23 protein-coding genes are annotated in these 19,147 nt (G+C 61.1%); 11 read left to right on the forward strand and 12 right to left on the reverse strand.

Annotation, left to right across the window (positions count from 1 at the left end):
• Positions 1 to 83: 83 nt before the first annotated feature.
• A complete protein-coding gene (locus BMI88_RS10475; RefSeq protein ID WP_078548383.1) occupies positions 84 to 854 on the forward strand; it encodes a family 16 glycosylhydrolase in 771 nt (256 codons plus the stop codon).
• Positions 851 to 2,068, forward strand: coding sequence for an O-antigen ligase family protein (locus tag BMI88_RS10480; protein ID WP_078548385.1), 1,218 nt, complete (start codon positions 851 to 853; stop codon positions 2,066 to 2,068). The genes BMI88_RS10475 and BMI88_RS10480 overlap by 4 nt, the downstream gene beginning before the upstream one ends.
• Before the next feature lie 26 nt (positions 2,069 to 2,094).
• Here the strand turns inward: BMI88_RS10480 and BMI88_RS10485 are convergent, their stop codons facing one another.
• Together BMI88_RS10485 and BMI88_RS10490 are read right to left on the reverse strand one after the other, a co-directional pair.
• Positions 2,095 to 3,450 (reverse strand): polysaccharide biosynthesis/export family protein, encoded by a 1,356-nt coding sequence (locus tag BMI88_RS10485; RefSeq protein WP_146673544.1) that lies wholly within the window; start codon positions 3,448 to 3,450, stop codon positions 2,095 to 2,097.
• Positions 3,375 to 4,073, reverse strand: a complete 699-nt coding sequence (locus BMI88_RS10490) for a sugar transferase (RefSeq protein ID WP_078548390.1) — start codon at positions 4,071 to 4,073, stop codon at positions 3,375 to 3,377. Before BMI88_RS10490 ends, BMI88_RS10485 begins: the two co-directional genes overlap by 76 nt.
• 647 nt (positions 4,074 to 4,720) lie before the next feature.
• On the opposite strand from BMI88_RS10490, the gene BMI88_RS10495 reads away from it, so the two are divergent.
• Both BMI88_RS10495 and BMI88_RS10500 read left to right on the forward strand, forming a co-directional pair.
• Entirely contained in the window at positions 4,721 to 5,494 is a 774-nt protein-coding gene (locus BMI88_RS10495; RefSeq protein WP_143595010.1) for a hypothetical protein, read from the forward strand.
• 53 nt (positions 5,495 to 5,547) lie between these two features.
• Positions 5,548 to 7,059 (forward strand): lipopolysaccharide biosynthesis protein, encoded by a 1,512-nt coding sequence (locus BMI88_RS10500; RefSeq protein ID WP_078548396.1) that lies wholly within the window; start codon positions 5,548 to 5,550, stop codon positions 7,057 to 7,059.
• Here the strand turns inward: BMI88_RS10500 and BMI88_RS10505 are convergent.
• Positions 7,025 to 7,795 carry a sulfotransferase gene (locus tag BMI88_RS10505; protein WP_078548399.1) on the reverse strand — a complete coding sequence of 257 codons (771 nt, stop codon included), beginning with the start codon at positions 7,793 to 7,795 and terminating at the stop codon, positions 7,025 to 7,027. The genes BMI88_RS10500 and BMI88_RS10505 overlap by 35 nt on opposite strands.
• Positions 7,796 to 7,903: 108 nt before the next feature.
• On the opposite strand from BMI88_RS10505, the gene BMI88_RS10510 reads away from it, so the two are divergent.
• A complete protein-coding gene (locus BMI88_RS10510; RefSeq protein WP_146673545.1) occupies positions 7,904 to 8,983 on the forward strand; it encodes a glycosyltransferase family A protein in 1,080 nt (359 codons plus the stop codon).
• Between the two features lie 28 nt (positions 8,984 to 9,011).
• On the forward strand, positions 9,012 to 9,932 hold the full coding sequence (locus BMI88_RS10515) for a glycosyltransferase family 8 protein (protein WP_078548404.1): 921 nt from the start codon (positions 9,012 to 9,014) through the stop codon (positions 9,930 to 9,932).
• 59 nt (positions 9,933 to 9,991) lie between these two features.
• Here the strand turns inward: BMI88_RS10515 and BMI88_RS10520 are convergent, their stop codons facing one another.
• From BMI88_RS10520 to BMI88_RS10540, 5 genes are all read right to left on the reverse strand, one after another.
• Entirely contained in the window at positions 9,992 to 11,119 is a 1,128-nt protein-coding gene (locus BMI88_RS10520) for an acyltransferase (protein ID WP_078548406.1), read from the reverse strand.
• A gap of 288 nt (positions 11,120 to 11,407) precedes the next feature.
• Complete coding sequence (locus BMI88_RS10525; protein ID WP_078569949.1) at positions 11,408 to 11,668, reverse strand: DUF6455 family protein; 261 nt, start codon at positions 11,666 to 11,668, stop codon at positions 11,408 to 11,410.
• Complete coding sequence (locus tag BMI88_RS10530) at positions 11,668 to 11,961, reverse strand: DUF6455 family protein (protein WP_078548410.1); 294 nt, start codon at positions 11,959 to 11,961, stop codon at positions 11,668 to 11,670. The genes BMI88_RS10525 and BMI88_RS10530 overlap by 1 nt, the downstream gene beginning before the upstream one ends.
• Positions 11,962 to 12,037: 76 nt before the next feature.
• Complete coding sequence (locus tag BMI88_RS10535) at positions 12,038 to 13,366, reverse strand: DUF2254 domain-containing protein (RefSeq protein WP_078548413.1); 1,329 nt, start codon at positions 13,364 to 13,366, stop codon at positions 12,038 to 12,040.
• 99 nt (positions 13,367 to 13,465) lie between these two features.
• Entirely contained in the window at positions 13,466 to 14,203 is a 738-nt protein-coding gene (locus tag BMI88_RS10540) for a M48 family metallopeptidase (RefSeq protein WP_078549770.1), read from the reverse strand.
• A 142-nt stretch (positions 14,204 to 14,345) separates the two neighbouring features.
• Here BMI88_RS10540 and BMI88_RS10545 point away from each other — a divergent pair, with 142 nt between their 5' ends.
• Positions 14,346 to 14,612, forward strand: coding sequence for a hypothetical protein (locus BMI88_RS10545; protein ID WP_078548415.1), 267 nt, complete (start codon positions 14,346 to 14,348; stop codon positions 14,610 to 14,612).
• Between the two features lie 27 nt (positions 14,613 to 14,639).
• On the opposite strand, the gene BMI88_RS10550 is transcribed toward BMI88_RS10545, so the two are convergent.
• Positions 14,640 to 14,888, reverse strand: a complete 249-nt coding sequence (locus tag BMI88_RS10550; RefSeq protein WP_078542047.1) for a DUF167 domain-containing protein — start codon at positions 14,886 to 14,888, stop codon at positions 14,640 to 14,642.
• Positions 14,889 to 14,996: 108 nt separating this feature from the next.
• Between BMI88_RS10550 and BMI88_RS10555 the strand changes: the two genes are divergently transcribed.
• The gene (locus BMI88_RS10555) at positions 14,997 to 15,599 is read left to right on the forward strand and encodes a nitroreductase (protein ID WP_078548417.1); all 603 of its coding nucleotides are present in this window, start codon (positions 14,997 to 14,999) and stop codon (positions 15,597 to 15,599) included.
• Positions 15,596 to 16,291, forward strand: a complete 696-nt coding sequence (locus BMI88_RS10560) for an EI24 domain-containing protein (RefSeq protein WP_078548420.1) — start codon at positions 15,596 to 15,598, stop codon at positions 16,289 to 16,291. The genes BMI88_RS10555 and BMI88_RS10560 overlap by 4 nt, the downstream gene beginning before the upstream one ends.
• Positions 16,292 to 16,313: 22 nt before the next feature.
• Here BMI88_RS10560 and BMI88_RS10565 read toward each other — a convergent pair whose 3' ends face one another.
• From BMI88_RS10565 to mce, 3 genes are read right to left on the reverse strand one after another with little or no spacing between them, the layout of a single operon-like run.
• On the reverse strand, positions 16,314 to 16,991 hold the full coding sequence (locus tag BMI88_RS10565; protein WP_078548422.1) for a DUF4396 domain-containing protein: 678 nt from the start codon (positions 16,989 to 16,991) through the stop codon (positions 16,314 to 16,316).
• A gap of 57 nt (positions 16,992 to 17,048) precedes the next feature.
• A complete protein-coding gene (locus tag BMI88_RS10570) occupies positions 17,049 to 17,318 on the reverse strand; it encodes a DUF1467 family protein (protein WP_078548424.1) in 270 nt (89 codons plus the stop codon).
• Positions 17,318 to 17,722: a methylmalonyl-CoA epimerase gene (gene mce / locus BMI88_RS10575; RefSeq protein WP_078548426.1), complete on the reverse strand. Its 405-nt coding sequence runs from the start codon at positions 17,720 to 17,722 to the stop codon at positions 17,318 to 17,320. The genes BMI88_RS10570 and mce overlap by 1 nt, the downstream gene beginning before the upstream one ends.
• Positions 17,723 to 17,890: 168 nt before the next feature.
• Between mce and BMI88_RS10580 the strand changes: the two genes are divergently transcribed.
• Together BMI88_RS10580 and BMI88_RS10585 are read left to right on the forward strand one after the other, a co-directional pair.
• A complete protein-coding gene (locus tag BMI88_RS10580; protein WP_078548428.1) occupies positions 17,891 to 18,601 on the forward strand; it encodes a response regulator in 711 nt (236 codons plus the stop codon).
• A 68-nt stretch (positions 18,602 to 18,669) separates the two neighbouring features.
• Complete coding sequence (locus tag BMI88_RS10585) at positions 18,670 to 19,146, forward strand: hemerythrin domain-containing protein (protein WP_078548430.1); 477 nt, start codon at positions 18,670 to 18,672, stop codon at positions 19,144 to 19,146.
• Position 19,147: the final 1 nt, after the last annotated feature.

Genomic DNA, 19,147 nt, shown 5'->3' on the forward strand with positions numbered 1-19,147 from the left:
TTTGAGACAGCTACGCCCGAGGCCTCCTGCATGTGCCACCAAAGCCCGAGCGATTCGACTGCGGGGCGCGGTACAAAGGCTGCATGTCGATCTTACGCATCCTTTCTTGTCTCGTCGCTCTCGCCATTTTGGCACCGAGCCTCGCCCGCGCGGAGAAACCTCTGGGCGGTGCCTTCTTCGACAGTTTCGACAGCTTCAACAAGAAGCGATGGTATATCTCCGATGGCTGGACCAACGGCGACCACCAGAGCTGCACCTGGGTGCGGCGTGCCCTCAAGCTCGAGAAAAGCAAACTGGTCATGTTCTTCCTGCCCGAAGCGGGACCGGACAAGACCAACCTGTGCGCCGAGATTCAGACCCGCGCTAGATACAGCTACGGCACCTACGAAGTGCGGCTGAACACGCCGAAGAATTCGGGGCTCAACGCTTCGTTCTTCACCTATATCGGGCCGGTCCACGGCATGCCGCATGACGAGATCGACATCGAGATCCTCACCAAAGACCCCTCGAAAGTCTCGCTCAATCGATACCTCTCGGGCAAACCGATGGGCGGCGGGGAATTCCCCCTGCCGAAACCGACGACCGAAGGGTTCCAGACGCTTGCCTTCCGCTGGGAGCCGGGCGCGATCACATGGTATGCCGACGGCAAGGAAATCCTGAAGGTCACTTCAGGCGTGCCCAGCGCGGCTCAGAAGATCTATCTGTCCTTCTGGAGCACGCAGACGCTGAGCGAATGGATGGGGCGCTATAAGAAGCCCCCCGGCCCCTTGCGCTACACGATCGACTGGGTCGGTTACACGCCGCTCGGCGAGACATGCCAATTCCCTGAATCGATGCTGTGCAAGGAACCATGACGGCCCAAACTGCACATGGCGGCTATCCGTATCGAAATGAGATCGTGATCAGCCCGACGGCGCTCTTCGCGACATTGGCGCTGTTCATCCTGCACATCACGCCGAAGATCGGAACGCTGGGCGCGCTCGGCTTTCTGATCGTGGGGTGCTTCCTGATTCTTCGGCAACCGTGGCGTTCGCGCGATGAGATCGTCGATATGTGGTGGCTTCTCGCTCTGCCCGGCTGGACCGTGCTTTCGGTGCTCTGGTCGGATGCGCCAGCTCTCAGCCTTCGATACGGCATCCTTCTGACATTCACCTTCATGGTCGCCATCCTGATTGCGCGGCGCCTGTCCCCGCTCAACTACTACAAGGCCGTTTTCTACTCGTTTGCCGCGGTCAACATCATCAGTGCGGTGCTGGGGCGCGAGCGCGCAGATGGGCTGGGCTTCCTCGGGATATTCCACAGCAAGAACGCAATGGCGAGCACCGCCTCGATGCTGCTCATCTCGGCGGCGCCGCTGTTTTTCGACCGCAGCCTGCCGCGATGGCTGCGCTACTCGGGCGTGGCGATGACCCTGCTGGCCGCGCTGCTTCTCGTGAAAGCGCAATCCGTCGGCGCGATCCTTGCGAGCGTGGGGGCTTTGGCCGTCGCCGTGGGGATCGTGCTTCTCTCGCGAACCTCGGCATGGAAGCGGTTCTTCCTGCTCGTAATGATGTCGATGCTATTGCTTCTGGCAATTCTGCTCATCATGGCGAATTTCAGCCATGTCGAGTCATGGTTCTTCCATTCGACGGGCAAGGACGTCACGCTCACCGGGCGCACCGACCTCTGGGCGATCGCGATAAGACAGATTGCCGAACGTCCGGTTCTTGGCACAGGTTTCCAGGCGTTCTGGATTCCCGGCCAGCCCGTCGCGGAGGAAATCTGGGCGCAGTTCGGGATCGCGTCGAAATCCGGTTTCCACTTCCACAACACCCTGCTGACGAACGCCGTGGAGCTCGGCCTGCCCTTCGCGCTGCTGCAGACCGGCATCGTCTTCTGGGCCGGCTATGTCGTGATTGTCTGGGCGATCCGCGATGTCCGCGCCGAAACGATCTTTTTCGCGGCCTTCATGATCCGTCAGTTCGTCCTGTCGCTGGTCGAAGTGACGTATTTCTTCCAGTTCGATCCGATCACGGTGATCACGGTCGGCGCGATGGTTTACGCGATCCGATTGCGACGCGGAGAATAAAGCGGGGCGAATAGGCAGGACGCGCCTCAGCCGTTGCTTCCGGCCGCCTGCTTTTGCGGAGCTTCCGTCGTGGCCGCTGTCTCATTGGGGTCACGCGAAAGCGTCACCTCCACGAGGTCACCCGGTGACAGCCGCGTGTCGAAATCGGCAACGGTCTTCGCAGCCCCCCCGCCTGCAGGCGTGACGACGACCTGCAATTGCGGGCCGCCCTCTTCGCCTGCCAAGCCTGCGCCGATAGCGCTCGGCACGGCCAGCCGCATCAACCCACGTTGAAGGTCGAGGCGCTCACGCACATCGGAAAGTTCGGATTCCGCTTTCTGCTTATCGTTCAGCAGCTGTGTGATGCGCCCGGCGCCCAGATCGAGACGATCATTTTCGGCGCGGGCCAGTGCTTGACGAGACCGCAAAATCGCAGTGTCGACATCGAGGATCTGACTTTGGATTGCGGCAAGCTTCTGTTCGGCTTCGATTGCCCGGTTACTGGGGCTCAGGCCGCGATCAACGAGCTGCGCAACCTTGTCGCGCTGCTCTGCAATCAACTCCCGTTGGTGGTCCAAGCCTTTGGATTTTTGCTGCAACTTGTCGATCTCTTGAGTCAGGAGGGTCACCTGCCCGTCCACGAGTTCGCTTTTGCGCTTCGCCGAGTCGAGCCGCAATTTCAGAAGCGACTGCTCTTGTGCAACGCGCAGCTCTCCATCCTGCCCGAGTGAGGCAGCCGTCGGAAAATTCGCATCACTGGTGCCAGCCTGTTCCGCGTCGAGACGCGCGATGCGCAGGCGCAAATCGCCCTCTTGCCGCGCCAGCTGGGCCTCCTGTGCCGCAATCGAAAGATATTGGGACATCGTCCCATCGCCGGAGACGCCGGTCAGCCCCCCCGCGAGTGCGAGGGCGTGACGGACAGTCATCCCGGAGGTGAAGTCCACCGGCCCCGGCTTTCTCGCGAGCCCGCCGACGATCACCGGCGCGCGCTGCGTGATGCTCAGCTGAACATCGAGCTGTTCCGTCAGCGCCAAAGTATCCTTCAGCCGCGCCGAGATTTCCTCGGCGACAGCCTCAGCCTCGCGCCCCTTCGTCTCGACCTTCCCGATAAACCCGATATCCAAGGCACCGTCGGACGAGATTTCATATGGCCCCTTCAGCGCGGCCCATTGCGCCATTTCACCGGCGACGCTGCGCCACTCAACGATATTGAGCGAGACAACATCACCGGCTTCAAGCTTTTCGGCATAGGCCGGAAAGGCAGTCAGCGCAGTTACGGCCAACGGAAAGAGGAAACGCCGTAACGGGACACGGGACATTGGCACAGCTACCTCGCCCCGCTCGCAAACAGAACCGCCGGGATCGTGAGAACGAGAACCTTGATATCCAGGAGCACGTTCCACGACATCACGTAGTGGCGATCGAGAAGCACCCGCGTCGCGTAGCCAGTGTCGCTACGTCCGCTGATCTGCCAGAGGCCCGTCACACCGGGACGCACGCGCAGATAGTGACGGCCAGAGCGGCCATATTTGCGCATCTCCTCGTCAACGACGGGACGCGGCCCGACGAGGCTCATCTCGCCGACAAGCACATTGATCAGCTGCGGAAGTTCATCGAGGCTGAGCTTGCGCAGGACAGCCCCCAAAGACGTGACCCTCGGGTCGTCATGCAGCTTTCTCTCTTCTTCCCAGATAGTGCGCTCTTCGGGGAAACGCCGGAAATGCTCTTCCAGGATCCGGTCGCCATCGACGACCATCGTCCGGAATTTCCAGCACCGAAACTTCTTGCCGCCCCGACCGACGCGGACGTGTCCGAAAAGCACGGGCCCCGAACTCGTCATACAGACAAGCGCGGCAACCCCGAGCAAAAGCGGAACAAGCAGCGGCAGGAAAACGAGCACAAGCAGCAGGTCGAGCCCACGCTTGGCAATATCTCCTGCAGGACGCTCAACGAGCGGTTCAGCAGAAGCAGCACTATGGACTGTAGTCGGAGCAAAGAAGTGCCCCTTACGCGTTTCAAAGGTCATGTTTTCACCCCCCAGTGAAAGAGCGACAGTTTGAAATCCCTCGATTAACGATTTGGTAACCTTGCGAAACGAACAAGACCAAATGCCCCTTTCGCACCTGCAGCATAAATTTCGCATCACCGATCCGCGAAATTGCGCCATTCTGGAGGCGGTCCGCACGAAAAACGGGCGCTAGGAATCCAATTTGAGGATTATGGGCGGCAGAATCACCTTTAATCCCAGGTGCGAAGCTCGTTCGCTCTCCCAGAATTCCGCTAAATCGCGGAATTACCCCTAATTCGAAGAAATTCCTGCGACTTATTTTAGCGATGGCCAGAAAATTGGCCAATTGTGTGGCAGGCGTACGGTTTCATTAAGAGCGCTCGCCCCGTTCAGCGCTTTGCACCTCACAGCGCGGGCCGTTCCTCAGTAAGCCATTGGTATGAAGATGCCGCGACCGGCCCTTTCAAAGGAGGCCGCAGACGCAGCGGCGGCTGCCGACCGCAGCCTGAAGCAACGGTGAGAAGACGGAGGATGATGTGACGACGCCCCGAATTCGCCTCCATCTCGGAGCCCACAAGACAGCGACAACCTATCTCCAGGCGCGCCTCGAATTGAACGCGAAGCTTCTTGCCTCGCAAGGTGTCGCTTTCTGGCCGATCAATAATGTGCGGCCCCTTTTCCATCAGGCATGGGCGGAAAGCGAAGGCACGAGCAGGTCGGAAAAGCTCAAGGCACTCTCGGGCCGTCCAACGCGCCTCGACAAGCTTGGATCGAAGATCTCGAGCCTGTTCGACACCTCGGACGAACTGCTTGTTTCCGAAGAGAACCTGTTGGGCGAAACGGGTGAATTCCTCGACGGGGCGTTTTATCCGACGGCGATATCGCGGCTCAGCCTCTTGTCGACTTTCCTGCCGGATCGCCCCTTGGATATCTGGCTCTGCATCCGGTCCTATCCCGACTTTCTGGCATCGATCTATGGCGAAGCGATCCGCTTCTCTCCCGTGCCGCCCCCAGAGCAATTCGCATCCGCCTTTTCCTCACCAAAGGGGGCGTGGCTGCAGATCATCGACGACATCCGCGATGCCTTGCCGCACGCGAATGTCTTCATCTGGCGCTACGAGGATTTCCGCGACCTCGAGCCCCGCATCCTCGAAGGGTTGAGTGACGTCGAGGCTGAGGCGTTTGAGCCGCTGCAGAACCCTACTGTGCGGGGAAGCGCTTCCGACAGTGCAATCCGCGCCATGGCCGAGACCGCTGAACCGCTCTCAGCGACGGAATGGCGGTTTCGAATGGCGGCTCTGGAGCATGAGTATCCGGTGCAAGGCGCTCAGGACCGGTTCTCCCCATGGCCCGAGGACCAATTCCGAAAAATGCAGCAAGACTACGTTTCGGACATCTCCGCGATCGAAGCGCGCGCGGATATCACGTTCATCCATTGATCGTCGGGCGACCACCTCGATCATAGCTTGCTGCGAAAGGACGCCCAGAACAGATGACCGACACACGGACACGCCTGCTGAAGGGAGCCGTCTGGATCGCGCTCGGAAGCATGATCGCGAACGGAATCGGGTTCCTGAACACGATCATCATGGCCCGGCTTCTGGTGCCCGAGGATTTCGGGCTTGTGGCAATCTGTGCTGCAGTGATGGCCATTCTTCTGTCGCTCGCGGAAATGCCCCTGTCGGAGACGCTGGTGCGCCATGACGCCCCGACCGAAGAGCATTTCAACACCGTCTTTTCGATGTCCTTCGCGCGTGGCCTCATCGTCGGGGGCGCGGTGGCCGCGCTGTCCTACCCGGTCGCGTTGCTCTATGGCGATATGCGACTGCAGAACATCCTGCTCGTGATGGCGGGGTCCTTCGTCTTCGCCGGTCTCGCAAATCCAAAACTCGCCTTGTTCGAGCGAGAACTGGTTTTCCATCAAGTCGTCCTCATGAAGGTCGGCGAGAAACTCTTCGGCACGATCGTCGCAATTACGCTTGCACTCGTGTTTCGGTCCTATTGGGCCTTGGTGCTTGGCGCCGTGGCTTCAGACGTCGCCCGGATCGTTCTGTCCTATGTCTTCTATCCCTTCCGGCCCCGCCTGACCTTCAGCAAGTATCGCGAGATCCTCTCTTTCTCGATCTGGATCACACTGGGCACCTGGATCCAAGCGATGAACTGGCGCGCCAATCCGCTGCTTTTCGGGGCCGTGCTGCCAACCAACATTCTGGGGCAGTACAGTTTCGGCAACCGGATCACGAATGTGGTCATCGCGCAGCTGAACCAACCCCTGCAAAGGACGTTCTTCCCGGCCTTTTCCCGGGTGAAGAACGATCGGCAAAAACTCGTATCCGCCTATAAACGTGTGCAGGGCGTTGCCTGCCTCTGGATTTTCCCCTTCGGCTTCGGCCTCGCGGTGGTCGCCCATGACCTTGTCGCGCTGGTCTTGGGAGAGAAGTGGATGCCCGCCGTCCCCGTCATTCAGATACAGGCGATCATCCTAGCCTTGCAGGCGACGGTGGCGATCCAGCCGATCGCCATGGCAACGGGAGACACACGGCATCTCTTTTTCCGCGACCTGCGCGCGTTCTTCATTCGATGGCCACTGATCCTGCTCGGGATGTATCTCGGCAGCGCGAGCTACTACGGCATGCTCATCGGCGCCCTGATTGGCGGCGCGGTGGCGGTCGTCATCAACATTATCTGGAACATGACCCTGGTCACGCAGATCGCAGGCATCAGGCTGCGCGAGCAGCTGCAACTCGCCCTGACCCCGGCAATCGCGGCGGCCTTCATGGCCCTGGTCGTCTGGCTCACCGGTAGCCTGTGGGAGAAGCCGCCGAGCGTCCCTCTGGAGGCGGTGCGTCTGGTGAGCCTGATTACGATAGGCGGCATGGCCTACGTGGCTGCGGTCGCCGCGCTCTGGCAGTTCAACGGGCGCAAGGCGGGGCCGGAACTCGAAATGGCTCAGTTGTTGAAGGCGCTATTCACGAAAGCATCGAAGTTTCGCCGGACTTCTTGATCGCGCGCTCCGCGAAACGCTTCGAAAGCGCGCGTTTCAGGCGGAGGAATTTCCCGCGGTCATCGTGTGACTTCTGCAGGTGAACGAGCCAATTCTGCGACACCGAGGCCAACAGGGTCTCGTCGACCTCCTCTCCTAGCCACTCGAGCAGAGGGCGGAACCCGTCCGGTTTACCCTTGTAGTCGGCATAGTCGATCAAGAAGGCCCGATCTCCGAGCGCCTTGGCCGACGCTTCGAAACGGCGGTCCGCATCCTCGATCAGATCGCGGATCCGTTTCATGTTCGACTCGTAGCGCCACCAGCCGGACTCTGCGACCTCGCGCCAATCGCGCGTGTTGAAGATGATACGCGCGCCGGGAAAATATTGCGTCAGGAACGCGATGGAGCTCTCGTACTCTGCCAGCGTAGTCTCATGGGCGGTGAACCGGATTTCCTTGAAGCCGGTGACGCGTGTGTCCGGGTCCGGGCGTAAGATCTCCTCAACAAACGCACCCGCCAGCTTTTGGCCCCAGCTGTCGACCTTCGGATCGTTGATCCCGAACCAGGGCGCGTCCGGATTATGGGACTTTGCATGCGGGTGCTCCTGCGCCTCGGCAAGCACGGAAACGCTCATGCCAAGATGGTTGGCAATCCCGTTATTCTCGCCGCGAATGCAATACCCCTCCAAACTGTTGAGCAAGTTGAGCAGGACCGTTGAACCGGACCGACCGTAAGTGACGACAAAAAGATACTGCATTCTCTGGGCTACCTTTGAACTGTATCGAGCACTCCCCACTCGAACCTAAGCGAGCCCTGCGCCCTCTTCACCGCGTGACGGTTCTCGCGCCTCCGATCCGACCCCGAGTTGCAATTTATTTGGGCAGATGCGGGCGCGACGGATAAGAAACCGGCGCATCTCATATGCGAGTCGGCCACCGAGGGCTCCGGCGCGCGGGCTGTCTTGCTCGGCTGGGGCAGCCCTCCTACCGTTTTTCGAAGCGATACTCAGGAACGGAAACCTGCCCGTGCCTGCCTTCAGGAAAGCGTTTTCAAATTGCGGCAAGAAACGATGGCCTCACAGTCCCGACCTTTAGCCGAGCAGCTTCCACGCGACGACGCGTCCCCGCGATATGCGGCGCTGATCAGGGCCTATGAATGCCCGCCGCTGCTTGCAGAGGTAATCGCGAAACTCCGCGAGCAGAGCTTCCCGCCAGAGGACATCATCATCGTGGATTCCTCGCATGATGCAGCGGTGCGCGACCAGTTCGCTGCCCTGGGCGCGACCGTCGCGCCTTACGACGACACCGAGTTCAACTATTCCAAGGCGATCAACGTCGGCGTCGCGGCGAACACGCTTCCCTATACGCTGATCTTCAGCAGCCATGTTGTCTTCGACGATCCGAAGTTCGTGGAAAACGGCTGGCGGGAGATGAAAGCGCGAGATCTCGAGATCGTCTACTGGGCGCCGGCGCATTCCGAATGCCCGGACCCGAGCAAGCTCGAACCCGTCTCGATCACCCCTCGGCTCTTCAACGGGCGCAACGGGATTTCGAATAGCGCAGCGTTGGCACCCACGGCTTTGATGCGCGAACGCCCTTTCCGCGAAGAGGTCTTCTCAGCCGAGGATCAGGAATGGACGCGTTACTATCTGAAGCGCTTCAAGCGGCCCGTGCTCCGGATCGAGAGCGAGAAGTTCCGCTACCTCAACCCCAATCACGGAGAGACCGTCTGGAGTCAGGCCAAACTTCTCAATGAAGAACTCGCGATCGGGCATTTCGTGAATCGAAGATTGGTGATGCCCGACCGGATCGCCGCACGTTTTCTGCGCGGTGTGCTCGCCACCATCCGCCGCCGCCCCGATCGTGCCCGGATGCATTTCGCGATCGCCAAAGCTCTGCTGGCAGCGAATTTCAAGCCTCCCAAGAGACAGTCCCGATATTTCTAACAGGCGAACTGATCGCAAAGGACTCCGAATGATGTACGACGTCCGCGAGCCGCATGCCGCGTATGACCCGAACGTGATCGACATCGTTTGCGTGACCGATTCCAACTATGCGCCGCATTTCGTGTCGCTGCTGAAATCCATCGAGGCGGGCAAAGGCGCGGAGAAGATCCGCGTTCACGCGATACTCGATTCCGTCGATGAGGCGCGGTTCTCGAAGATCGCAGAGACTGCTACGGGTCTCGAAATCCATCCCTATCACGTTGCGGATCATAAGGCGCTGAAGCTTCCGCCGATCCTGCATATCAGTCGCGCGACCTACCTGCGCCTCATCATGGCAGAGCTTCTGCCGCAGGACATCTCACGCGTGATCTATCTGGATATCGACATGGTTGTGACCGGAAGTCTCGTCGACCTCTGGAGCACCGATCTGAAAGGTATGGCCTGCGGAGCCGTGCAAGACGCGTTCGTGGACCCGACGAACTTCGCGCGGCAACATGAGCTGCCGAGCGCGGGCACTTATTTCAATGCCGGTGTCCTCCTGTTCGATCTCGACGCGGTCCGGGCCACGGACGCATTGTCCCAAGCGCTCGACATGCTCCTGGCCGCGCCCGAGAAATACGAGTTCGCGGATCAGGACGCATTGAACAAGGTATTCTGGGAGAACTGGTCACCGCTGGACGCGAAGTGGAATTTCCAGCGCCTCTTTCTCTGGGAAGGGTGCGACTACACCTCTTCCGTTCCCTTGGCTCAGGCTTTGCCGCGGATCATCCATTTCACGGAGTCGCCGAAACCCTGGCAGGCAGCCGAATGGCACCCCTATGCGTGGCTCTACTGGAAATATCTTCGCCGCACGCCCTTTCTCGAAGAGGTCATGCAGCGCGAGAAGGTCGGCTGGTTTAGGCTTCTGAAATTCTGGCTGAAGTTTTACCTGAAGAAACCGCGCTCCTGAGCGAATAGAATGCCGGCGCCGGAAGGCAAGCAAAGGCGGTGACGAGCTACACTCTCAACTCATGCCGCAGCCCCGTGCCTAGGACGCTGGCGCATGTTTCTAAGGATAGCTCTCTGGAGTGTCGCGGTATGACGCTCAAAAAGCCAATGAACACACCACGCGAGAAAGAAGGAGGACAGAATATACACCCCGAACAGGACCATCCCGTTCCCCAAAGCGTCGAACCTCGCGACATGACGCATCGAACTGAGCAAGGCCATCAGAGGGAAATGAACAAGATACAGAGAGTAAGAGATCTTGGAGAGGAACTCTGCCAGTCGCGCGCCGTGGTCGAAAACAGGATTTGAGAGCGCGATCACAGCGAAAAACGCCGCAACAGCCGTGATGTAGAGTGAGCCGATTGAGTAATCATTGACGAACTTGAGAGCGGACATGACGACGAAAAGCGCGAAGACCACCGCGAGCGCGTAGATCGCTTTCGTTGCAACAAGGCGTCCGAGAAGCCCGTCGCGTGCTTTCCACGCAAAGTATCCAAACAACCAAGTCGGAAAGAGTACTGCCAAGTCGAGCCCGATGAACCACATCGTCAGAACGAAGAGCGCGGCAAAAAAGAGCTGATAACGACCTGGTTTCAATGCAAAAAAGCCAAGCGGAAAAGCGACGTAATACCAAAATTCGTAGGCGATGCTCCAAAGCGGTCCATTACTCCCGTAAACGGGAACGATAATATTGTGCAGGAAGAAAGCATTGCCCAGAAAAACGAGAACCCCGTTGGCCACCGGCTCGTTCGGGGCGCTCGCGAACTCGGCCCCAAACTCACCTCGATAGTAAGCCGGGTCAAATTGAGATGCTCCAAGCCAGTCGAACATCGCTGTCATGACGAGTACCGGGAGCAAGACGATACCCAAACGGACGACCCTGTGAACCGCGTACTCTTTCCACGACCATCGACCTTCGTGATGGGCCCGATCCACGGAGCCAGCGACCAGATAGCCTGAGAGCACGAAGAAAATGATTACGGAATAGGTGCCGAGACCGGTGAGCAAATAGAAGACTTTGGCGACGACCGTCGGGTCGTTCGCAAGCTCGGAGAAGTCGACGAAAAGGAAAGCTCTCGCGTGGCCGATCATCACCAGTATCGCGGCGATTGCGCGAAGCCAGTCGAGACCTACAATCTTCTGTGCCATTGCGCGCCCTCGTAGCTCGAACGGGGCAGGGCGATTTCGATGCGAATTAAACTTGGGTGCCGCGCTCCCTCAACTCAGGGAGCGCGCGTACCATCCGCAAGGCAAGTATTGCTCATTGCGGCCATCCGATACCACGGAGCCACACACGTTAAATGAAGCATTGTTGGCCTTCATGCTAAGAAATTACGCAAGCGATGAACACGAAGATTTGAAAGGATCATCGATCCGCTCTGCACGGGGGGACGCGACCGCCCCTCACATGCTTCGCGACGTTAACGGTGCCCTCAGTTATTGCAGGGCGCGCAGAGAGGTCAGAACCTCGTAATTGGGGCAATCCGACGGAATGGCCTGCGGGCCCTCCCCTTTTTCAGCCAGAACGGCGAGGCAGAACTCGGTGCGGCCGCAGGTGCGGCAGGTGGTGATCATCTCGGCGAAATCGGCTTGCGTGAGGAAGCCGTTATGCATCGCTTCGGAAATATTCACGCCAAGACGCCGCGCCATGCCGCGCGTCACCCAGAAGTTCAGATCGACTTCGCTTTGCATTCCCATCATTCCACTCCTTGGGGTTCGGCGCCGACGGTGGCGCGCAGCCGCGTCATCATCAGGCGGTTTTCGCAATAGGCGGGCGGTGCCTTCGCGGGGTTGCTTTGCGGGTCATGCTCGGCCAGCCAGAGCAGGCAGGCCCCGGCCTCGCGGCATTTGGTGCAGCGGATCAGCGCGTCTCTCCAGCCCTCGCCACTGAGCCGTCCGCTGGCCATTTCCATGCTGAGATCGCCGCCCATCTGCTGGGCCATCCGGTTCATCATCGCCGCGTGGCGATTGAGATGTTTGGCAGCGGTCATGGCGGCCTCCCTTGAACAGTCATCCCGGTGATGGGGGGACTCTGCCGTAGGGTCCGCAATTTCGATATGATTCAGATCAAGCGTTGCGATCCGAGGTATCGCCGTCGATTTCATGTCCGACATTGCAATCCAGATCGGGCGCGAAGCGCGCGGCCAACGCCTGCGCTTCCTCTGCGACCACGGCGCGGTCGCGCCTCAAGGACATCGCGGATTGCGAATGAGCTGCGGCGCGCAGGGCCTGATGCGCGGCGGGACGGCCGAAGTGATCGGGATGCATCTCGGCCACGGCTTCCAGCACTTCCTGCTGGCGCAGAGCGACTTCCAGATGCCCCGCCCCATCGCGCCCGATCGCGGCGAAAGCGTCCTCGGTATATTGCTCGGGCGTCACCGCGCGCACATAGACGCGGTCGAAGACGCATTCGGGGCTGTTCGGCGGGTGCCATTCGGCCAGCACCCTCGCGAGCCGCCCCAGAATGTCGATCCCGGTACCGGGGTCGTTGATCGCAGGCGAAAGCGCGCGAGAGGCGATCTCGGCCAGCGCGATCAGGCCGAATTGGGGGTCCTGATCATAGTCGCGGGCATGGTCGATGGTGAAGGCGTCGCGCGCGGCCTCTTCGATCTCCTCGCGGGTCTCGGTATCGCCCGGCAGCGCATCGCATTGGACCAAATGAGACGCCCCATGGACGAATTCGCCGGGCCGCGCGCAAAGCCAGATCCGGCAGTCATGCGCCTCGGCGACCTTTTGCAGCGCGCCCATATCGACATGCTGCACATGGCCGGTCCGCGTCGAGGTGATCCCGAAGACCCCCACGGGCGGCTCCTCCCATTCCTTGCCGCCGAGCCACGGCCGCTCGCAGCGTGCCTTCAGCGCCGTGCTCGCCGCAGTCTCGACCCGGCTGATCACATCGCCGAGCCGGCCGAATTCGCTCAGATGCTGCACCCAGCGCAACAGCGAGATCACCACCATCGCCACCACGCCAAGCGTCACCACCAGAAGGATGAACCGCCCCGAGTCGTCATAGACATTCGTCTCGAGCGCGATGATCCCTACCAGAGAGAAGACGAAGGAGCCGATGAAGCTCGCCAGCACGTTCTGCGTGACGCGGTCGGTCTGCATCAGCTTGATCGCGCGCGGCGTCGCCCCTGTCTGGGCCGAACTGAACGCGGTAATCATGATCTGCAGCGAAAAGGTGGTGACGGTCAGCATCGCGGTCGCGATGATCTTCAGGATCGGCTCCACCGAGCCTGCCCCCATCTTGTAGCCGAGATCCGGCGGCACGAGATAGCCGAAGCCCGCCGATCCCAGCGCGGTCAGGACCCCCAGCACGCCGAAGGCCGTCACCCGCACCCAGATCTCCCGCAGGATGACCTTCAGCCGCCAGCGCAGTCGCGAAAAGATTGCCATTGGTTCTGTGTCCCCGTCCCCAGTCCCCGCGTCCCGGACCCGCCTTTGCCGGGGGCCTCTATGTCAAATCCCAAGTGCGCAGGCCCTGAACGGGTTCCCTCAGCTGCCCGCCGGGATCTTGCCCGCACGCAACTGGGCGACGGTGTCGCGCACCACGTCGAAGCGCAGCTGATTGGGCGGATGGGTACCCAGCGTCTTGTCGCCCGGATCGGGCAGGCGCAGGAAGAACTGCGCGCCTTTGAGCGGATCGTAGCCCGCGTCCCATGTGATGATCGTGCCGAGCCGGTCGGCCTCCAGCTCGTAATCCTTGGAATAGAGCCGCGAGCCGATCTCGGCCCCGATCCGCCGCGCACGCTGCACAGTCAGGGGATCGGCGCCCTGCGCCTGCACCGCGCGCCCCAGATAGGCCGCCCCAACCGCCGCGTCGCGTTCGCGCGCCGCGATATGACCCGCGATGTGATGGGCGGCCTCGTGGCCGATCACGAAGGCCAGTTCGTCGGCATTGCGCACCTCGGCGATCATGGCGAGCGTCACCCCGATCACCGGGCGGCCGGAGCGATCAGTCGTCTGAAACGCGTTCGCATCCAGATCGAGCCGGTCATCGACGACGAAGAGGTAATCGCAGTTGAGCTTGCGCGTGCGCTTGCGGCATTCCTGCTCGATCTGCGGCTCCATCCGGTCGCCCACAGCGACCAGCCGCGATACGGCCACTTCGGCGCGCTGCCTGTCTTCGGGCGAGATTTCGGTCTGCGGCATAGGCGCCATCGTCGGCACGCAGCCCGAAAGCAGCGTCACGGCGAGCGACAGGATTACGAGGAGAAAACGGAAGGAAGGCATCGACGGGAAAGCGTCCCTGAAAGAGGATTTCCCCCAGCTTAGCGACTTGGCTCGCAGCAGCATAGCCTCCTGCACGCGATCGCCTGCAAGCAGCGGCGTGATTTCGCTTTTTCGGATCGAAAAGCCGCGCTAGCATGAGGACATGTTTACCATCGAACACGAATTCGACGCGACCGTGATCACCCTTGTCGACGAGGGGACGGATCCGCTTGATTATCTGCAGGAAGACATCACGATCAGTTCCTTCGAGGACTGCGTCGTGGTCGAACAGCTCGACGAGCAGACCGAGCAGGTGCAGACGATCACCTTCAGCCATGCCCAGCTGCGCGAACTCGCGGCGGCGCTCAACCTGCCCGAAGGCGTCTATCGCCTGAAGCAGACCGGCAGCGCCTCCAGCGAGGACGGCTGAGGTCCCTGCCCGCGCCGCAGCGCCCGGTCAATCGAGGCGAAACACCTTGTCGCGTGCGGTCTCGCCCCGGATCAGCGTCAGCCGCGATTTCGCGACGCCCAACGCCTTTGCCAGCAATTTGACGACCGCCGCGTTGGCCTTGCCGTTCTCCGGCACGACCGTGACATAGGCCCGAAGCCCTTCTTCGCTTTCCCGAATCTCGTTGCGCGACGCTTTCGGCGTCACGCGCAGCGCGATTTCGCTGCCCGGAATGGCAAGGTGGCTGAGATCCGTCATCGCGCCGCAGCATAGACCCTGCTCAATGGCGCACAAGCCAGTTGCCCATGCTGCGGTTGCAATCGCGCGCCGAGCGCCCGATATCTGGCGCAACAGACGGAGATTTTCATGACTGAACTGCCCGAAGTGAACCCGGCCGAACGCAATGACGCGGCGATGGCTTTCCTTCTGACCCGCCGGTCGCGCCCGGCCAAGACGCTCAAGGCCCCTGCCCCCGACGCGGCCGCGCTGCGCGAAATCCTGACCGCCGCTGCGCGCACCCCCGATCACGGGAAGCTGGAGCCGTGGCGTTTCATCACCATCACGCGCGAGGCCGCGCAGCGTCTGGGCAGCGAGGCCGAGACCCGCGCGAAGGCGCAGGGCCTGCCCGAAGACAAGATCGCCAAGGCGGGCAAGCAATTCCATGACAGCCAGCTTTGCGTGGCCGTGGTCTTTTCGCCCAAGCAAAGCGAGAAGGTGCCGCAGGTCGAGCAACTCTATTCCGCGGGCGCGGTTTGCCTGTCGCTGCTGAACGCCGCCCTCGCGGCGGGCTGGGGTGCGAACTGGCTCACCGGCTGGGCCGCGCATGACGAAGCCTTCGGGCGCGAGATGCTGGGCCTCAAGGAGGGCGAAAGCGTCGCAGGCTTCATCCATCTGGGCACCGAGGGCGTCGCGCCTCCGGAACGCCCCCGTCCCGACCTCGACGCGATCACGACGCGGATTTCGGAATGATCATCTCGAGCTATGTGAAAGCCTGGGCCGACCTGCTGCGGCCCGGTGCGATGAAAGTCGTTGGCTTCGGCGTGGCCCTCTCGCTGGGCCTTCTGGTCGCGATCTATGTGGCGATGGTGATGCTGATCGGCTGGCTGGTGCCGGACAGCTTCTCGCTGCCCTTCATAGGCGAGATCGGCCATATCGATACCGCGCTGTCGATCGTCTCGGCGGGCGTGATCCTGTTCGCCTCGATCTTCCTGATGGTGCCCGTGGCCTCCGCCTTCACCGGTTTCTTCCTCGAAGACGTGGCCGAGATGGTGGAGGACGTGCATTATCCGACCCTGCCGCCGGTGCGCAAACTCACCTTCGCCGAAGGGATGCGCGACACGGTGCGGTTCTTCGGCGTGATCCTCGTGGCCAACATCATCGCGCTGATGATCTACCCCTTCGTGATCCCGCTGGCGCCGTTTCTGTTCTTCGGGCTGAACGGCTACCTTCTGGGGCGTGAATATTTCCAGATGGCCGCCTTCCGGCGGATGGAGCGTGAAGCGGCACTCGAACTATACGAGCGCAACAAGGTCACGATTTGGGCCGCGGGCGCGCTGATGGCGGTGCCGCTGTCGATCCCTCTGGTGAACCTGTTCGTGCCGGTACTGGGCGCTGCGGGCTTCACCCACCTATTCCACGCGATCACCGGTCGCCGCGGGTGACGGGGCGGCGCTAACGCGCCGCTCACATCTCTTCCTTGATTCCCTTGCGGATCAGCAGCCAGTTCACCGGATAGGCGGTCACGAAACCAGCCATCATCGCGATCTGCATGGCGAACCAGAATTCCGGGTCGGCGGCGTTGATCTCGGCGCCCCAGAGCCCTTTGAACACGGCGAAATGGAAGATCGCCATCATCCCGTACATGCCGACCTGCCACGAGGTGAGTGAGGCCACGTCGGCTTTCGCCGCCTCTTTGAGGCCTTTGGCGAGGCCGAGACCGCGCATCGGGGCGATCGAGAAATACTGGAACACGATCCCGATCACGAGGGCGAAGACATAATCGAGCCCCCAGAGCGCGAAGATCTTGTGTTGCCAAAAATCCGGCCAGCCGAACGGGATCAGGAGCGCGGGAACCGCAAGCGCGAGATTTTCGGCAAGGATATCCCCCAAGGTGCAACCTGCCCCGCAATGGAGCGTCCCTTTTGCGACCGAAATCGGGAACGGGGAGTCGCCATGCCCGGAATGGCGCTTGTGGAACCAGATGATCAGCGGCCCGGCGAACAGCCCGCAGATCGGCCAGACCCAAGCCATAATCGCCATATGCGGCGGGTTCCGACGCATCTCGACCACGAGATAGAGGAACGAAATCACGCCAATGGCGAGCGAAAGCCAGCTGAGCGCGGTAAACCAGATGGGTGTCATCGGGAGGCTCCTTTCAGCTTCCCAACACACGCTTATCCGAAACGGTTCCGCGCCCGCTTAACGGCGCAACTGCCCGAAGAAGTCGATATCTTCCAAAGTGATGATCCCCGACAGCAACACCGCCGCGATGATCGCCCAGAGCACGATGGTGACAACGGTGGTGATCTTCACCTTCGCGCCCAGATGCGCCTCGTGCGGCGCCCCTGCGGGGGTGCCCGGCACGACCTCGTCCACATCGCCTTGCGTCTTGAGGCGAACCGGCAAGACCATGAAGAAGATCATGAACCAGATGACCGCGAAGAGGATGATGCCGCCGGTGAGGCTCATCAGACCTGCTCCAGTTCGACGAGGCAGCCGTTGAAGTCTTTCGGGTGCAGGAACAGCACGGGCTTGCCATGCGCGCCGATCTTCGGCTCGCCGCTGCCCAGAACCCGCGCGCCATCCGCTTTCAGCTTGTCGCGCGCCTCGAGGATGTCTTCCACCTCGAAGCACATGTGATGAATGCCGCCCGCGGGGTTCTTTTCCAGAAAACCGTTGATCGGGCTGTCCTCGCCCAGCGGGTAGAGCAGTTCGATCTTGGTGTTGGGCAGCTCGATGAAAACCACCGTGACGCCGTGATCGGGCTCGTCCTGCGGCGCGCCGACATTGGCACCCAGCGTGTCGCGATACTTGGCCGAGGCCGCCTCGAGGTCGGGCACGGCAATGGCGACATGGTTCAGGCGTCCGATCATTTGGGTCTCCTCCGGTAACGCGGGCGTTAAAAGGGGTAGCCGGGCGCGCGGCTTCGCGCAAGCCTTGCGGGGACAGTTGTGAACCCGGTTCGGATTAACGCAGTGTTAGGCAATCTGCGCCCTACTGATCGGACAGCCGAATCCGATCGCAGCCGAAGGGGCCACGACATGAGCGACACGATCCCGACCCTGACTCGCATACCGACACCCGAACGCCCTCTGACCGGGCTGACGGTGCTGCTGGTGGAAGACAGCCGCTTCGCCTCGGAAGCTGTGCGGCTGCTGTGCCTGCGCTCGGGCGCACGAATCCGGCGCGCCGATTGCCTCGCCTCGGCAGATCGGCATCTCAAGACCTATCGGCCCTCGATCGTGATCGTGGATATGGGCCTGCCCGATGGCTCGGGAAGCGACCTGATCGCCGAGATACGCGGGACGCGCGGGCCGCATCCGGTGATCCTTGGCACCTCGGGCGACCCCGATCTGAAAAGCGCGGCCCTCGCGGCGGGCGCGGACGGGTTTCTGGAAAAGCCGATCGAAAGCCTCGCCGTATTTCAGGAAGCGATCCTGTCGACCCTGCCCGAAGAGATGCGACCGCTCGGCCTGCGCGCGCTTGCCGATCTTGTGATCGCGCCGGACCCGCTCGCGCTGCGCGACGACCTGCAGCACCTCTCGGAACTGCTGCGCGACACAAAGGGGGCCGACACGCGCGCCCTGCCCTATGCCGCACATTTCCTTCATAGCATCGCGTGCTCGGCTCATGATGCGGCGCTGGACGATGCGGCGCAGCGCCTGAGACGGTCCGGCGGTCCCACGCGCGAGGATATGACCCGGGTCACTCAGATCATAGATGCGCGGATCGCGGCGGCCGGGGCGTTCTGACGCAGCCGGGAACTGCCTGATCGACTTCGCGTTGCTCAAACAAGTCAAAGCAACCGGAGGACAGCCCGATGAGCTCGATCTACGACGCCATCAAGCAAGATCACGACAACCACCGCGCCCTGATGAAGAAGATCGCCGATACGTCCGGCGACAGCACAGAGCGCACGCAGGCGTGGAATGAGTTCTATTACGACATCAAGTCCCACGCCGCCGCCGAGGAAGAGACCTTCTATTCCAAGCTGATGACCAAAACCTGGGGTCAGGATTCGGCGCGTCACTCGGTCGAGGAACATGCCGAACTCGACGATCTGCTCGAAGAGCTCAACGAGATGGACATGGCGAGCCCCGGTTGGCTGAACAAGTTCCACAAGCTCGAGCATGATTACAATCACCACATGGACGAGGAAGAAGACGAAATCTTCGGCCGCGCCAAGGACGTGATCGACGAAAGCGAGATCGAGAATTACGGCGAGAAATTCCTCGAGCGTAAGAAGAAAGAGATGAAGCTGGTCGACGAGAAGAAGGAAGACAGTCTCGAAGACTGAT

Source organism: Thioclava sp. F36-6 (assembly GCF_002020305.1).
Lineage (GTDB): Bacteria > Pseudomonadota > Alphaproteobacteria > Rhodobacterales > Rhodobacteraceae > Thioclava > Thioclava sediminum.

What these genes read in the sequence shown, in the direction of transcription:
- BMI88_RS10585 (WP_078548430.1), top strand. Translation starts at nt 18,670, where the DNA reads ATGAGCTCGATCTACGACGCCATCAAGCAAGATCACGACAACCACCGC.
- BMI88_RS10545 (WP_078548415.1), top strand. Translation starts at nt 14,346, where the DNA reads ATGTTTACCATCGAACACGAATTCGACGCGACCGTGATCACCCTTGTC.
- BMI88_RS10555 (WP_078548417.1), top strand. Translation starts at nt 14,997, where the DNA reads ATGACTGAACTGCCCGAAGTGAACCCGGCCGAACGCAATGACGCGGCG.
- BMI88_RS10560 (WP_078548420.1), top strand. Translation starts at nt 15,596, where the DNA reads ATGATCATCTCGAGCTATGTGAAAGCCTGGGCCGACCTGCTGCGGCCC.
- BMI88_RS10475 (WP_078548383.1), top strand. Translation starts at nt 84, where the DNA reads ATGTCGATCTTACGCATCCTTTCTTGTCTCGTCGCTCTCGCCATTTTG.
- BMI88_RS10505 (WP_078548399.1), bottom strand. Translation starts at nt 7,795, where the DNA reads ATGCAGTATCTTTTTGTCGTCACTTACGGTCGGTCCGGTTCAACGGTC.
- BMI88_RS10540 (WP_078549770.1), bottom strand. Translation starts at nt 14,203, where the DNA reads ATGCCTTCCTTCCGTTTTCTCCTCGTAATCCTGTCGCTCGCCGTGACG.
- BMI88_RS10530 (WP_078548410.1), bottom strand. Translation starts at nt 11,961, where the DNA reads ATGACCGCTGCCAAACATCTCAATCGCCACGCGGCGATGATGAACCGG.
- BMI88_RS10500 (WP_078548396.1), top strand. Translation starts at nt 5,548, where the DNA reads ATGACCGACACACGGACACGCCTGCTGAAGGGAGCCGTCTGGATCGCG.
- BMI88_RS10525 (WP_078569949.1), bottom strand. Translation starts at nt 11,668, where the DNA reads ATGGGAATGCAAAGCGAAGTCGATCTGAACTTCTGGGTGACGCGCGGC.
- BMI88_RS10565 (WP_078548422.1), bottom strand. Translation starts at nt 16,991, where the DNA reads ATGACACCCATCTGGTTTACCGCGCTCAGCTGGCTTTCGCTCGCCATT.
- BMI88_RS10570 (WP_078548424.1), bottom strand. Translation starts at nt 17,318, where the DNA reads ATGAGCCTCACCGGCGGCATCATCCTCTTCGCGGTCATCTGGTTCATG.
- mce (WP_078548426.1), bottom strand. Translation starts at nt 17,722, where the DNA reads ATGATCGGACGCCTGAACCATGTCGCCATTGCCGTGCCCGACCTCGAG.
- BMI88_RS10480 (WP_078548385.1), top strand. Translation starts at nt 851, where the DNA reads ATGACGGCCCAAACTGCACATGGCGGCTATCCGTATCGAAATGAGATC.
- BMI88_RS10520 (WP_078548406.1), bottom strand. Translation starts at nt 11,119, where the DNA reads ATGGCACAGAAGATTGTAGGTCTCGACTGGCTTCGCGCAATCGCCGCG.
- BMI88_RS10535 (WP_078548413.1), bottom strand. Translation starts at nt 13,366, where the DNA reads ATGGCAATCTTTTCGCGACTGCGCTGGCGGCTGAAGGTCATCCTGCGG.
- BMI88_RS10580 (WP_078548428.1), top strand. Translation starts at nt 17,891, where the DNA reads ATGAGCGACACGATCCCGACCCTGACTCGCATACCGACACCCGAACGC.
- BMI88_RS10550 (WP_078542047.1), bottom strand. Translation starts at nt 14,888, where the DNA reads ATGACGGATCTCAGCCACCTTGCCATTCCGGGCAGCGAAATCGCGCTG.
- BMI88_RS10515 (WP_078548404.1), top strand. Translation starts at nt 9,012, where the DNA reads ATGATGTACGACGTCCGCGAGCCGCATGCCGCGTATGACCCGAACGTG.
- BMI88_RS10490 (WP_078548390.1), bottom strand. Translation starts at nt 4,073, where the DNA reads ATGACCTTTGAAACGCGTAAGGGGCACTTCTTTGCTCCGACTACAGTC.